The sequence below is a fragment of the Plantibacter sp. MMLR14_011 genome (genome assembly GCF_001865025.1).
Taxonomy (GTDB): Bacteria; Actinomycetota; Actinomycetes; order Actinomycetales; family Microbacteriaceae; genus Plantibacter; species Plantibacter flavus_A.
The window spans coordinates 73,721-86,696 of record NZ_MJGW01000009.1 but is presented as its reverse complement, the minus strand read 5'-3'; the positions used below and the strand labels follow the sequence as shown (position 1 = coordinate 86,696).

The window sequence follows — 12,976 nt, the reverse complement described above, 5'->3', positions numbered from 1 at the left end:
TCCCAGTCGGTCGACATACTGGATTAAGCAACTGGAATACTTGTAGGCTGACCGCGTTCGTTCGCGAACGCTCCGCCGGTGCGTCCGGACGGCCCTCCCTCGGGTCGTCTCGGGCGCACCCTTGCGAAAGGTCGCCCATGAAACTCCCCATCCCCATTGCCATCGTCAGTCTGCTCGGCATGACGGTGAGTCTGCTCACCGGTCCGGCCGCCCGGGCCACCGAGCCGGCGCCTGACACGACCCCGGTGGTGTCCTCGGTCGAGGGCAGGTTCGTCGGCCAGGCGTTCCCCTCCGGCTCGGACGCCTTCTTTGCGGTCGGTGGCTCGACGGACGTCCTGAACCCGGCCAGGGTGACGCTGCACGCCACGCTCGACCAGGCGCTCGCCGCATCCGGCCGCTGGACGTTCCCGTCGGTGGACGCGTCCGGTCCGGTCACGACCACGGTCGGAGGCGTCACGAGGTGCCTCCAGCCTGATCCGTCGCAGGCCTACAAGTACGTGTACCCGGCGGTCTGCACCGGCTCGACCGCGCAGCAATGGGGCTGGGAGGTCTTCGCGAACGACCGTGTCAGCGGATACGGCCTCGTCTCGAACGGCGGAGCAGGTGGCTTCCTCCGTCAGTTCGACGGCAGGCTGGCCGTGGGCGGGTTCGGCTCGGTCGTGGACGCCGACCGGGTCACCCCGGAGGGACTCGATCCCGTCCCCGTCGCCATCCCGGTCACCCTCGAAGCGCCGACGCCCGGGTCCGTCGTCCGGGAGCCACGTCCCGTGTTCAGCGGGCGAGGCACGCCCGATGCGGTCGTCGAGGTCCTCGACTCGTCCGCCGGACCACTCGCCACGGCGACCGTCACCGCAGAGGGCACCTGGTCTGCCGTTCCGACCCGCGATCTCGCGCCCGGAGCGCAGTCCGGCACCGTTCGTCAACGCTCTGACGACTCGACCGCGAACTGGTCGCTGACCTACCGCGTCGTCACAGCGGTGACGGTCCGAACGCCCGCACTCGACGCCACGGTGGACGATCCGCGTCCGGTGTTCTCCGGTCTCGGAGAACCGGGCGCGCGGGTGACCGTCCTCGATGACACGACGGGTGTGACGCTGGTCGACGTCGAGGTGGACGGAAGCGGCGCCTGGAGTCAGCAGTCACTCCGGACGCTCGAGCCGCGCGCGTACACCGCGACCGCGACGCAGGTCTTCGGGGAACAGCGCACCACGGCACCGCTCCGGTTCACCTATCGGGAGCCCACGCCCGAGCCGGGCCCGGTCGAGGACGTCACCCTGCTCTCGCCCGCCATTGGGGAGACCATCGAGACCGCAGACCCGGTGTTCAGCGGTCGTGGAGAGCCGGGCGCGACCATCCGGGTGATCGGTGCCTGGGGTACGGAGATCGCTGCAGCCGAGGTCGGAGACGACCATCGCTGGGCGGCGCCGATCAACAAGAGCCTGACCCCCGGTCGGTACAGCGGCGGCTCCGTGCGCCAGGAGATCGACGGGGTGGAGCAGTCTCGCGCGCCGTACGACTTCACCGTGGCCGCCCGCGCGGTCGTCGCACCGCTTGTCGTGGAGTCGCCCGCGAGCGGTGGCGTCATCTCCTCGTCGGTGCCCGTGTTCAGCGGCACGGCACAGCCCGGTGCGAGGCTCGAGATCTGGAGCGCATGGGGCGATCTCGTCGGCACCACCGAGGCCGTCGCTGCGAGTGGACGCTGGACGATCAGCTGGAACAAGTCGCTGCTCCCCGCCCGGTACGCGGGTGGCACCGTCCGACAGATCATCGGCGGCGTCGAGACGCACCGCTCCGTCTACGACTTCACCGTCGCATCCGTCCTCAGGGTGACGTCGCCGAGGATCGGCGACACCCTCACCGGTACGCGGCCCGTGTTCACCGGCACGGCGACACCGCTGGCCGACATCGAGATCATCGGAGCCTGGGGCACCCGACTCGGGACGACGAAGGCCGACTCCTCGGGCTCGTGGACCGTCGAATGGAGTCGGGACTACCTCCCGGGCCGCTACCAGGGCGGACGCGTCGAGCAACGCGTGAACGGAACGTTCATCGATCAGGCCGGGTATGACTTCCGCCTGGTGCGATAGCGGATCGTCGGCGGCTGGTGAGGCATCCTCACGCCCCTCAGCCGCCGTCGGCGTCGCCGGATGTCGGTGGTCACCACGTAGGGTGACCACCATGTCCGCCTCTGCATCGTTCGCCGCTCCATCACTGTCCTCCGTCGAGGCCGCGCTGCAGCCGACCGGATCGGTGTCGCGCGAGGCGGAGCCGATGCGGACGGTGTACCGCCCGAGCGGTCCACTCGACGTCCACGGCACCCTGCGGCTGATCGCCCGGGGAGGCGACGGACCCTGCTACCGCCGCACGCCTGGCGGGGTCTGGCTGACGGCGCGGACACCGCACGGTGGCGCGACGCTGTACGTCTCGACGGTCCGCGACGGCAGGGTCGAGGCGACCGCCTGGGGTCCGGGAGCCGAGTGGATGATCGCCGGCGTGCCTGAGCTGCTGGGGCGCGACGACGACTGGTCGGAGCTCGACGTGAGCCGGAGCCCGCTCCTCACCGAGGTGTCCCGACGGAACCCGGGGTTGCGGTTGAGCCGCAACCGGCTCGTGTTCGAGATGCTCGTGCCGTCGATCCTCGAGCAGAAGGTGACCGCACTCGAAGCGTGGCGTGCGTGGCGCCTGCTCGTGCGGCGACACGGTGACCCGGCACCAGGGCCGGCACCCGAGGGCATGGTCGTCGCGCCGTCCGCCGAGACCTGGCGGATGGTTCCGAGCTGGGAGTGGCACACGGCGGGTGTCGGGCCGCAACGGTCGGAGACGGTCGTGCGGTCGTCGCGACTTGCCGCCGCGATCGAGCGGACGATCGACGAGCACCCCGATGACGCGTCACGGCGCCTCCAGAGCCTGCCGGGCATCGGCGCATGGACGGCCGCCGAGGTGACGCTCCGAGCGCACGGCGACCCCGACGCCGTGAGTGTCGGCGACTACCACCTCGCAGCCTCGGTGGGTCAGGCGCTCACCGGCTCACCCGTGGACGACGACGGCATGCTCGAGCTGCTCGCACCCTGGGCTGGTCACCGGCAGCGGGTGCTGCGGCTCATCGGCCGGAGCGGCATCCACAAGCCGCGTCGCGGCCCGAAGATCACCATCCAGGACCACCGCCACCACTGAGCGCGGCAGCGTGCTCCACGGCGTGCGGGTCAGGCGTCCAGGACGGCCATCGCCGCGTTGTGCCCGCCGAGCCCGCTGACCGCGCCACCGCGTCGGGCCCCGGCGCCGCAGAGCAGGACGCGCGGGTGCGCCGTCGCGACGCCCCACCGCTCGGCCGCCGTCGACCGAGGGGCGTCGTCCTCCAGGAACGGCCACGACAGCGGGCCGTGGAAGATGTTCCCGCCCGGCATCGCCAGGGAGCGCTCGAGGTCGAGCGTCGTCCGCGTCTCGATGCAGGGCCGCCCCTCGGCGTCGAGCAGCAGCAGGTCCTCGATCGGCTCCGCGATCACCGAGTCCAACGATCGCAGCACCGCGGCCTGCAGTGCGTCACGGAAGGCGTCGTGGCCGCCGGGGACCGCGTCCGCAGCGACCGCGAGCCGATGCGGCACATGGAGGCCGAACACGGTGAGCGTCTGCGCCCCCGAGGCCTGCAGCTCCGTTGACAGGATGCTCGGGTCGCTCAGGGTGTGGCAGTAGATCTCACACGGCAGCGGGTCGGGGATCCGGCCGGCATCCGCCTCGAGGTAGGCGTGCTCCAGCTGCGCCCAGCCCTCGTTGATGTGGAAGGTGCCGCCGAACGCCGCCGCCGGATCGACGGCCGGGTCGAGGAGCTTGGGGAGTCTCCGCAGCAACAGGTTCACCTTGACCTGGGCGCCCTCGGGATGCGGGACACCGTCCTTCGGCGCTGGCGCCGTGCCGAGGATCGAGTCGGCATCACGCCACTGCACCGGCGTCCCCCGCGCTGCCGACCACGCGGCGTACGAGGCCGCGGCCGCCCGCTGCTCCGCCGCCGGGTCGAGGAGGCGCTCCAGCACCGCCGGAGCCGCGCCCGACAGGATCCACTCGCCGCGGACGACGACCCCGGGGCGAGGCCGGAACCGATCCTGCGCCGCCGCCGGTTCGGGCGCCTCGAGCTCCGCTTCCGCGGCGAGGTCCACATACGTGACGAGCCCGTGCTCCGGTTGGATGGACGTCACCTCGGCGAGCGTCCGGATCTCTGCACCGGCCTCTTCGGCGGCTCGGCGCAGTGCGTCCGTGACCGCGCCCATGCCGCCGACCGGGACGTCCCAGTCGCCCGTCCCGCCGCCGATCAGGTGGTAGAGGAAGCAGATGTTCTGCTGCAAGGTCGGGTCGTCGGCGCGGGCGAAGGTGCCGATGAGCGCATCCGTGAAGACGACACCTCGGACGAGGTCGGAACGCGCGGCGTCCTCGATGGCACGGCCGATCGGCTCGTCGAACACCGCCGACCAGATCGACGCGACCTCTGCGGCCGGCACCCCGAGGTCCGCGGCGGCGGCGATCGCCGCGTCACGCGCATCGGAACGGCTGCGGAGCGGCTCGAGCACCGTCGGCCAGAGCACCGAGGCCAGGTGACCGATCCGACGGTGCAGTTCGGCGATGCCCGCGGCGTCCTCCGGATGCCCGATGGACGCGAACGACGCGACGGTGGCGTCGTCGTCACGGTTGTCGATCAGGAGACCCGTACCGGGGTTCGCGGGGTCGGGCGTGTACGAGGAGAAGCGGCGCCGGACGAGCCGGACGTCGAGCCCGAGGTCGTCGATGATCCGCTGGGGCAGCAGGCTGACGAGGTACGAGTACCGGGACAGACGTGCGTCCACGCCGGGGAACGGACGTTCCGAGACGGCTGCTCCACCCGTATGGTCGAGGCGTTCGAGGAGCAGGACGCGCTTGCCCGCGCGTGCGAGGTAGGCGGCGGCGGTGAGGCCGTTGTGCCCGCCGCCGACGATGACGGCGTCGTACTGCTCGACGGAATGCATGACCACACCCTATTCGCAGCCGCACTTCGACAGGCTCAGTGACCGGGGGAGGGCGCTCGGCGACCGGGCTCCTCAGCCGCCAGGCGTGTACTCGCGAGCCTCAGCTGGGATCACCGGATCGGAGCATAGGCTGAGCAGCATGGCGAACGTTGCGAACGAGGGTCCCACCGAAGCGGTCGGACTCGCGGATCGTGCGATCGCCCTCGCGTCGAAGTGGGTCGACGAAGGGGCGGAAGCTCCGACCGATCCCGCCGCCGAGCGGCTCGCCGGCGTGCTGCGCGACCCCAACGGTCTCGAATTCACCGTCGGGTTCGTCGACGGCGTCATGCGCCCGGAGGACCCGCTCGTCGCCGGCAACGCCCTCGCCGCCCTCGCGGGTCGGACGCCGCGGTTCCTGCCCTGGTATGAGCAGGCCGCCGTCCGCACGGGTGGTCTGGTCGGTCCGGTCCTGCCCTGGGTCGTCGTACCCGCCGCGCGACGCGTCCTCCGGGGCATGGTCGGCCACCTCATCGTCGACAGCCGTCCTCGCGAGCTCGGCAACGCGATCGCGAAGCTGCGCGCCGACGGTTCACGGCTCAATCTGAACCTCCTCGGGGAGGCCGTCCTCGGCGAGGGCGAGGCGGCGAGACGGCTCGCCGGCACCCGCGAGCTCCTGCAGCGCCCCGACGTCGACTACGTGTCCATCAAGGTCTCGTCGATCGCCAGTCAGCTGTCCATGTGGTCGTTCGAGCAGGTCGTCGACCGCATCGTCCGTCGCCTCGTGCCGCTCTACGAGGAGGGGCTCGCGACCGGCACCTTCATCAACCTCGACATGGAGGAGTACCGCGACCTCGACCTCACCATCGCGGTCTTCACCCGACTCCTCGACCAGCCGCAGCTGCTGCACTACCAGGCCGGCATCGTCATCCAGTCCTATCTGCCCGACGCCCTCGAGGCGATGATGCAGCTCACCGCCTGGTCGAAGCAGCGCGTGGCCGCCGGTGGCGCGCCCATCAAGGTGCGGCTCGTGAAGGGCGCGAACCTCGCGATGGAGCGGGTCGACGCGGCGATCCACGGCTGGCCGCTCGCGACGACCGGATCGAAGCGCGAGACCGACACCAACTACAAACGCGTGCTCGACTGGGCGCTCACGCCGGCGCACACGGACGTCGTGCGGGTCGGGGTCGCCGGACACAACCTCTTCGACATCGCCTACGCGTGGCTCCTCGCGGGCGACCGCGGTGTACGTGAGCGGGTGGACTTCGAGATGCTCCTGGGGATGGCGACCGGTCAGGTCGAGGCCATCAAGCGGGACGTCGGGGCGGTGCTGCTGTACACGCCCGTCGTGAACCCGAAGGAGTTCGACGTCGCGATCTCCTACCTGGTCCGCCGTCTGGAGGAGAACGCCAGCGAGGAGAACTTCATGTCGGCGGTGTTCGAGCTCGCCGAGAAGCCGACCCTGTTCGCGCGCGAGCGACGTCGGTTCCTCGCCTCCGTCGACGCCCTCGGAGAGACCGCCGGGCAGGTGCCGACCCCCAACCGGACGCAGGACCGCGCTGCGGAGGCACCGCTGGCCGACAACGACGGGGACGACCGCTTCCGCGATCCTGCGCAGGCGCCCGACGCCGGACTCACGCAGCAGGTCCTCGGGCTGGAACGCGGATCGAGCGGCGGCGAGGACCGCTTCCACGCCGACCCCTCCTCCGCGTACGTCGAGACGGCGGTCTTCTCCCGCTCGGAGCGTGGTGGTGTCGTCGACGGCGCCCCGGGCTTCGAGAACACTGCAGACACCGACCCCTCGCTCGCGGCGAACCGGGCGTGGGGAGCGTCGATCCTGGCGCGCGTCCCGCAGTCGACCCTCGGTGGCTCCGCGGTCGCGGCCGCAGCCATCGACGACCCACGTGTCCTCGAACGCACGATCACGATGGTCCGCACCGCCGGTGAGCGATGGGGAGCCCGCCCGGCCGCCGAACGGGCCGCCGTCCTGCACGCTGCAGCTCGGGTCCTCGCCTCCCGTCGGGCGGACCTCATCGAGGTCATGGCGAGCGAGACCGGCAAGACGATCGCCGAGGCCGATCCCGAGGTGAGCGAGGCCGTCGACTTCGCGCACTACTACGCGGCCAACGCGCCCCTGCTCGAGAGCGTGCACGGGGCGAGCTTCGTCCCCTCCGCGCTCACGGTCGTGACGCCGCCCTGGAACTTCCCCGTCGCCATTCCGGCCGGAGGCGTCCTCGCGGCCCTCGCCGCCGGCAGCGGCGTGATCATCAAGCCCGCTCCACAGGCGAAGCGATGCGCGGCCGTGGTCGTCGAGGCGCTCTGGGACGCCGGGGTGCCGCGCGACCTCCTCGTGCTCGCCGATGTGGCGGAGGGTGACCTCGGTCGTCGGCTCGTCTCCCACCCGGCCGTCGACCGGGTGATCCTGACCGGCTCCTTCGAGACGGCGCAGCTGTTCCGTGGGTGGCGTGCCGACCTGCCGCTGCTGGCGGAGACGAGCGGGAAGAACGCGATCATCGTCACGCCCAGTGCCGACCTCGACCTCGCCGTCGCCGACATCGTGAAGAGCGCCTTCGGGCACGCCGGGCAGAAGTGCTCGGCCGCGTCGCTCGTGATCCTCGTCGGCTCGGTGGCACGATCCGACCGCTTCCTGCGGCAGCTCGAGGACGCCGTCCGCTCGCTCCGGGTCGGCTGGCCGTCCGATGCGCGGACGCAGATGGGGCCGATCGTCGAGCCGGCGGGGGAGAAGCTCCTCGCCGGGCTCACCGAGCTGCGCCTCGGCGAGAAGTGGCTCGTCGAGCCGAAGCTGCTCGACGACTCTTCGGTCAACTTCGGCCGGCCGAGCGAGCGCCTCTGGTCGCCGGGGGTCCGCACCGGTGTCCAGCCCGGCTCGCCCTTCCACGTGACCGAGTACTTCGGACCGGTCCTCGGTGTCATGCAGGCCGCGAACCTCGCCGAGGCGATCGCCCTGCAGAACGCGACCCATTACGGACTGACCGCGGGCCTGCACACCCTGGACCCGGTCGATCTCGGGGAGTGGCTCGACACCGTCGAGGCGGGCAACCTGTACGTCAACCGGGGCATCACCGGTGCGATCGTGCAGCGCCAGCCCTTCGGCGGGTGGAAGCGTTCGTCGGTCGGGACCGGTACGAAGGCCGGCGGCCCCAACTACCTGTTCGGGCTCGGCGAGTGGCGCCCTGATCCGGGATCGGCGAGCCGCAGCCTGCATCTCCGCGGGCTCGACACCCGCATCGTGAAGCTCATCGAGTCCGCCCAGCCGTCGCTCACCTACGAAGCCTTCGACGTGCTGCGACGGTCGGCGCTCAGTGATGCGATCGCGTGGGGGAACGAGTTCGGCGAGGTGAAGGACGTCTCGCAGCTCGGCGTGGAACGGAACCTGCTGCGCTACCGGCCGGTTCCGGTCGCGGTGCGGGTCGCGTCGGGGGCCGACCTGGGCGACGCGCTGCGGGTCCTCATCGCCGCGGTGCGGTCGCGTTCGCGGTTCACCGTCAGCCTCGGTGGGCGGCTGCCGCGCGAGGTGCGCGACTGGCTGTCGGAGCTCAGCATCCCCGTTTCGCTCGAGACGGACGAGCAGTGGCTGACCCGGATGGCGGCCCGCGGGTCGATCGACACGGGCGAGCTGGGCCAGGAGCCACCGGTCGCGACCCGGGTGCGGATCGTCGGTCCGCGTCCCGAGACGGTTGCGGAGGCTGAACCCGGGACGGAGGCCTCCGAGCCTGAGCCGCTCGCGAAGCGACTCGCTGAGGTGCTCGGCGGCGATCCCGAGATCGCGATCTGGGGTGGACCGGTCACCCAGGCCGGACGGGTGGAGCTCCTGCCGTTCCTGCGTGAACAGGCGATCTCGATCACCGCGCATCGGTTCGGCAACCCCGATGCGTGGTCCCAGAGCGTCATCTGACCCTGAACCCGTTCCCCGGTCCCTGAGTCCGTTCCCCGGTCCCTGAGCTTGTCGAAGGGCGAGCCGCCGTCAGGCGCGGAGCGCGGCCTCCACGAGCGCCACGGCGTCCTCCGGCGAGACGCCGAGGTCCCGGATGCGGACCGCGTACGCCGCCGCCGCCAGCTGCGCTTGCCGGTCGATCGCGTCGCCGTGCGCTGACACGAACGTCCCCGCGCGTCCCCGGGTCTCGATGACCCCGTCGGTCTCGAGCAGCCGGTACGCCTTCGCGACGGTGTTCGGTGCGATCCCCAGCTCGTCGGCCAGACCGCGCACCGTCGGGAGCTTCGCGCCGGTCGCCAACCGCCCGTCGCGGACGGCCTCGATCACCTGCGTCCGCAGCTGCTCGAACACACTGGTCCCCGCCTGAATCGTCCACTCCATTCGCCCATCCTGCCCGCGAACGGTCACGAATGGCGACTTCGGACGAGCCGCACTGTGCGTTGGTGACCGTTCGCGGGCCGGGGGAGGGGTCAGTCGATGTGGCGGTGGATGAGGCGGGTGAGGACGATCGCACTGCGGGTGTGGTCGACGTTGGGGGCGATCCGCACCTTCTCCAAGGCGTCCTCGAGGGCTGGGATGTTCCGGGCCCGCATGTGCACGATGGCGTCGGCGCTCCCGGTGACGGTGCCGGCGTCGACGACCTCCGGGACGCCCGACAGGATCCGCAGCAGCTCGTTGGGGGACACGGTGCCGCGGCAGAAGAGTTCGACGTAGGCTTCTGTCTGCATGCCGTCGACCGTGGGGTCGACCTGGATCGTGAACGACTGGATGACCCCGTCGGCGACGAGGCGGTCGACGCGTCGCTTCACCGCTGAGGCCGACAGGCCCACGACCGCGCCGATGTCGCCGTAGCCGGCGCGTGAGTTCTGTCGGAGCAGGTCGATGATGCCGCGGTCGAGGTTGTCCATGAGACTCAGTGTAAGCGCAATCATTGCGCGAAAAGCTGCCACTTCGCAGTATTCCTGCGCCAAACTCCGTGAAAACGCTGCGAATCGCATGCGATGATGAACGTGGCGTGCCCCCGGGCCCCTGGACCTCGTCCGCCGACCCTCGCTCGTTTGGAGGCCGACGTGTCGTCGACGCTCAACCACCCCACCCCCACCACGCAGGACGCCACGACCGGCACCCGCGTCGCGAACCGTCGCCGGTACCTCATGTGCCGGCCGGACCGCTTCACGGTCAGCTACCGGATCAACCCCTGGATGAACCCGGACGACCCGACCGACACCTCGCTCGCGGTGTCGCAGTGGGAGCAGCTGCACCAGGCCTACCTCGATCTCGGCCACCGGATCGACCTCATCGACCCGCTCGACGGCCTGCCGGACATGGTGTTCGCGGCGAACGGCGGCTTCACGCTCGACGGCACCGCCTACGGGGCGAAGTTCACCTACCGGGAGCGCATCCCCGAGGGGCCGGCCTACATGGACTGGTTCGAGGCGAACGGCTTCCGCGTCGAGCGCCCCGAGTTCGTGAACGAGGGCGAGGGCGACATCATGCTCGTCGGCGACACCATCCTCGCCGGGACCGGCTTCCGCACCGATCCCCGCAGCCACGACGAGGTGCGGCGCATCTTCGACCGCGAGGTCGTGACCCTCAACCTCGTGAACCCGAGCTTCTACCACCTCGACACCGCGATCGCCGTGCTCGACCCGGTGGCTCCCGCCGACGGCTCGCCCGCGAACATCGCCTACCTGCCGACCGCGTTCGACGAGGCGAGCAACCGCATCCTCGAGCAGCGCTACCCCGACGCGATCCACGTGAGCACCGAGGATGCAGCCGTCCTGGGCCTCAACTCGATCTCGAACGGTCGTGAGGTCGTCATCGCCGCCCGGGCCGTCGGGTTCGAGCGTCAACTGCGCGAGCGCGGCTACACGCCGATCGGCGTCGACCTGTCCGAGCTGCTCCTCGGCGGCGGCGGCGTGAAGTGCTGCACGCTGGAGCTGCGCGGCTAGCCCCTCGACAAGCTGAGGGACCGGACCGGGGCTGTGCGGTCTCAGGGGCCGGGGTCGATGTCGAGGGGTTGCGGGTGCCGGTGGCGCGGCGTATACCTGCACTGACCGCTTGAACCTGAGGAAGGGCACCCATGGACGCCGGAGAACGACGTGACCACGAACGCGCCGACGCAGGACGCTCCGGCACCCTGAGTGATGCGACGGGGTTCTGGGTCGTGATCGCCTTCGCCCTGTTCGCCGGCGGCATGTGGGCGTTCGGCGAGGCGTTCCGCACGGACGTCCTGCAGGCCGTCTGGTTCATGGGTGGCATCCTCATGATCGCGCTCGCGATCTTCATCCCGGCGCATTTCGCCAGCAACAACTGATCCCCAGCCGGACGTTCGCCGACCGTTTCCTGAGCGTCCGGACGTCCGGTCGGAGGCCGCCGATACGGTCCTGTTCAGCGCGCTACGCTGGCTGAGCAGACACGAGGACGGCACATGGATTCCACGGTGGTCATCATCCCCACCTACAACGAACGCGAGAACCTGGAGAGGATCGTCGCGCGCGTCCGTACCGCTGCACCATCCGTCGAGGTGCTCGTGGTCGACGACAACTCACCCGACGGCACCGGAGCGATCGCCGACCGTCTCGCCGCCGAGGACGACGCGGTACACGTGCTGCACCGCACCGGCAAGGAAGGGCTCGGCGCCGCCTACAAGGCCGGTTTCGCCTGGGCGATCGGCCGCGGATTCGGCAACGTGGTCGAGATGGACGCCGACGGATCCCATGCCCCCGAGCAGTTGCCGGCACTTCTCGCGGCCACCGCGGAGGCGGACGTCGTCCTCGGGTCGCGCTGGGTCCCGGGCGGCACCGTCGTCAACTGGCCCAAGCATCGCGAGGCCATCTCGCGGGTCGGCAGTGCCTACGCCCGGTTCGCGCTCCGGCTTCCCGCGCGGGACGTGACCGGCGGCTACCGCGTGTTCAGTGCTGACGCACTGCGGCGGCTGATGCTCGACGAGGTCCACAGCCACGGCTACGGCTTCCAGGTCGACATGCTCTGGCACGCGAACCGCGCCGGTCTGCGGATCGTCGAAGTGCCGATCACCTTCACCGAGCGGACGCTCGGGGCGTCCAAGATGACGAGCGGCATCGTCGTCGAAGCCATGCTCCGCGTCACCTGGTGGGGCGTCTGCGAACTGACGGACCGCATCATCGGGCGTCGTCCTGCAGCATCACGGGCGGCCGCCGGCTCCTGAGTCGCGATGGCGCCCCGTCGGCGGGTTCGTCGTCAGCTGCGGCGCGGCCCTGACGAGATGACCGGGGCAGAGCCGATGAGGTCCTCGTCGTCGACCGCATCCACGAGGTATGCGGCGACGTCGCAGCGAGGGATGCGGAGCGAGCTCGGCCAGCTCCCCGGTGGTGAGGACACGACCGGGCGACGGGCGTCACTGGCGGAGAGCACGGTCGGGTGCACGATGGTCCAGTCGAGTTCCGAGCGGCGGAGGAACGCGTCCGCCTGCTCGTGATCGGCGTAGACGGTGCCGAGTCGGAGGAAGTGCGTCGCCCACCGCAAGCCGGCGGGGACGCTCCGGACCGACTCGCCGGCGCCGAGCGCGGAGAGGAGGACGACTCGACGCAGCCCACGCGAGCGCATCGCGTCCGTGACGACTCGCACGGCGTTCGAGATGAGGTCGGGAGGGCTGACCTGGCGCGCCCACGGCCAGTCGGACGAGCCGATGTTGCTGAGGGCGATGATGACGGCCTGCGCGCCACGCATGGCCTCCTCGACGTCCTCACTCCGCAGTGGAGACCCCTGGACGACCGTCAGGCGGTCGCCGGGGACGACGGCGGCGGGGTCGCGGACGAGCGCGGTGACCGAGTGGCCGCGGCGAAGTGCCTCGCCGATGATGAGCCGCCCGGTGCGGCCGCTCCCACCGATCACGAGGAGGTGTGCCACCGTCGCCTCCCGATCGTCGAACACCGGCCCGACGGCGCAGGTGCTGCGACCGTCCGGACGGATCCATCGTCCCCGACGGAGCGACGGAGGGCATCGGGGACAACCCGGGGAGGGCGGTGTGATGGTGTGAGCGCGCGAGTCCGGCCCGAGCGACCGGCGCTGG

The 12,976-nt window shown here is 70.9% G+C and carries 10 protein-coding genes; 6 read left to right on the top strand and 4 right to left on the bottom strand.

All coding sequences use genetic code 11. The features are described 5' to 3' along the window. Positions 1–137: 137 nt before the first annotated feature. Together BIU99_RS06910 and BIU99_RS06905 are read left to right on the top strand one after the other, a co-directional pair. The gene (locus tag BIU99_RS06910) at positions 138–2,087 is read left to right on the top strand and encodes a hypothetical protein (RefSeq protein WP_071260438.1); all 1,950 of its coding nucleotides are present in this window, start codon (positions 138–140) and stop codon (positions 2,085–2,087) included. 91 nt (positions 2,088–2,178) lie between these two features. After that, on the top strand, positions 2,179–3,174 hold the full coding sequence (locus tag BIU99_RS06905) for a DNA-3-methyladenine glycosylase (protein WP_240555582.1): 996 nt from the start codon (positions 2,179–2,181) through the stop codon (positions 3,172–3,174). Between the two features lie 29 nt (positions 3,175–3,203). Here the strand turns inward: BIU99_RS06905 and BIU99_RS06900 are convergent, their stop codons facing one another. Next, on the bottom strand, positions 3,204–4,991 hold the full coding sequence (locus BIU99_RS06900; RefSeq protein ID WP_071260500.1) for an NAD(P)/FAD-dependent oxidoreductase: 1,788 nt from the start codon (positions 4,989–4,991) through the stop codon (positions 3,204–3,206). Positions 4,992–5,130: 139 nt separating this feature from the next. Here BIU99_RS06900 and BIU99_RS06895 point away from each other — a divergent pair, with 139 nt between their 5' ends. Then, the gene (locus BIU99_RS06895; RefSeq protein WP_071260437.1) at positions 5,131–8,883 is read left to right on the top strand and encodes a bifunctional proline dehydrogenase/L-glutamate gamma-semialdehyde dehydrogenase; all 3,753 of its coding nucleotides are present in this window, start codon (positions 5,131–5,133) and stop codon (positions 8,881–8,883) included. Positions 8,884–8,952: 69 nt separating this feature from the next. On the opposite strand, the gene BIU99_RS06890 is transcribed toward BIU99_RS06895, so the two are convergent. Next, positions 8,953–9,303, bottom strand: a complete 351-nt coding sequence (locus tag BIU99_RS06890) for a GntR family transcriptional regulator (RefSeq protein ID WP_071260436.1) — start codon at positions 9,301–9,303, stop codon at positions 8,953–8,955. An 89-nt stretch (positions 9,304–9,392) separates the two neighbouring features. Continuing rightward, on the bottom strand, positions 9,393–9,830 hold the full coding sequence (locus tag BIU99_RS06885) for an Lrp/AsnC family transcriptional regulator (protein ID WP_064294884.1): 438 nt from the start codon (positions 9,828–9,830) through the stop codon (positions 9,393–9,395). A gap of 162 nt (positions 9,831–9,992) precedes the next feature. Here BIU99_RS06885 and ddaH point away from each other — a divergent pair, with 162 nt between their 5' ends. The 3 genes from ddaH (at position 9,993) to BIU99_RS06870 (ending at position 12,112) form a co-directional block, all read left to right on the top strand. Beyond that, on the top strand, positions 9,993–10,874 hold the full coding sequence (gene ddaH / locus BIU99_RS06880; protein ID WP_064294950.1) for a dimethylargininase: 882 nt from the start codon (positions 9,993–9,995) through the stop codon (positions 10,872–10,874). Positions 10,875–11,005: 131 nt separating this feature from the next. Beyond that, positions 11,006–11,239: a hypothetical protein gene (locus BIU99_RS06875; protein ID WP_064294883.1), complete on the top strand. Its 234-nt coding sequence runs from the start codon at positions 11,006–11,008 to the stop codon at positions 11,237–11,239. Between the two features lie 114 nt (positions 11,240–11,353). Beyond that, complete coding sequence (locus BIU99_RS06870; protein ID WP_071260435.1) at positions 11,354–12,112, top strand: polyprenol monophosphomannose synthase; 759 nt, start codon at positions 11,354–11,356, stop codon at positions 12,110–12,112. A gap of 32 nt (positions 12,113–12,144) precedes the next feature. Here the strand turns inward: BIU99_RS06870 and BIU99_RS06865 are convergent, their stop codons facing one another. After that, positions 12,145–12,813 carry an NAD(P)-dependent oxidoreductase gene (locus BIU99_RS06865; protein WP_064294949.1) on the bottom strand — a complete coding sequence of 223 codons (669 nt, stop codon included), beginning with the start codon at positions 12,811–12,813 and terminating at the stop codon, positions 12,145–12,147. Between the last annotated feature and the right edge of the window lie 163 nt (positions 12,814–12,976).

Coding starts and splice junctions, on each gene's coding strand:
- BIU99_RS06870 (WP_071260435.1), top strand. CDS start 11,354: ATGGATTCCACGGTGGTCATCATCCCCACCTACAACGAACGCGAGAAC.
- BIU99_RS06885 (WP_064294884.1), bottom strand. CDS start 9,830: ATGGACAACCTCGACCGCGGCATCATCGACCTGCTCCGACAGAACTCA.
- BIU99_RS06900 (WP_071260500.1), bottom strand. CDS start 4,991: ATGCATTCCGTCGAGCAGTACGACGCCGTCATCGTCGGCGGCGGGCAC.
- BIU99_RS06890 (WP_071260436.1), bottom strand. CDS start 9,303: ATGGAGTGGACGATTCAGGCGGGGACCAGTGTGTTCGAGCAGCTGCGG.
- BIU99_RS06895 (WP_071260437.1), top strand. CDS start 5,131: ATGGCGAACGTTGCGAACGAGGGTCCCACCGAAGCGGTCGGACTCGCG.
- BIU99_RS06910 (WP_071260438.1), top strand. CDS start 138: ATGAAACTCCCCATCCCCATTGCCATCGTCAGTCTGCTCGGCATGACG.
- BIU99_RS06905 (WP_240555582.1), top strand. CDS start 2,179: ATGTCCGCCTCTGCATCGTTCGCCGCTCCATCACTGTCCTCCGTCGAG.
- BIU99_RS06875 (WP_064294883.1), top strand. CDS start 11,006: ATGGACGCCGGAGAACGACGTGACCACGAACGCGCCGACGCAGGACGC.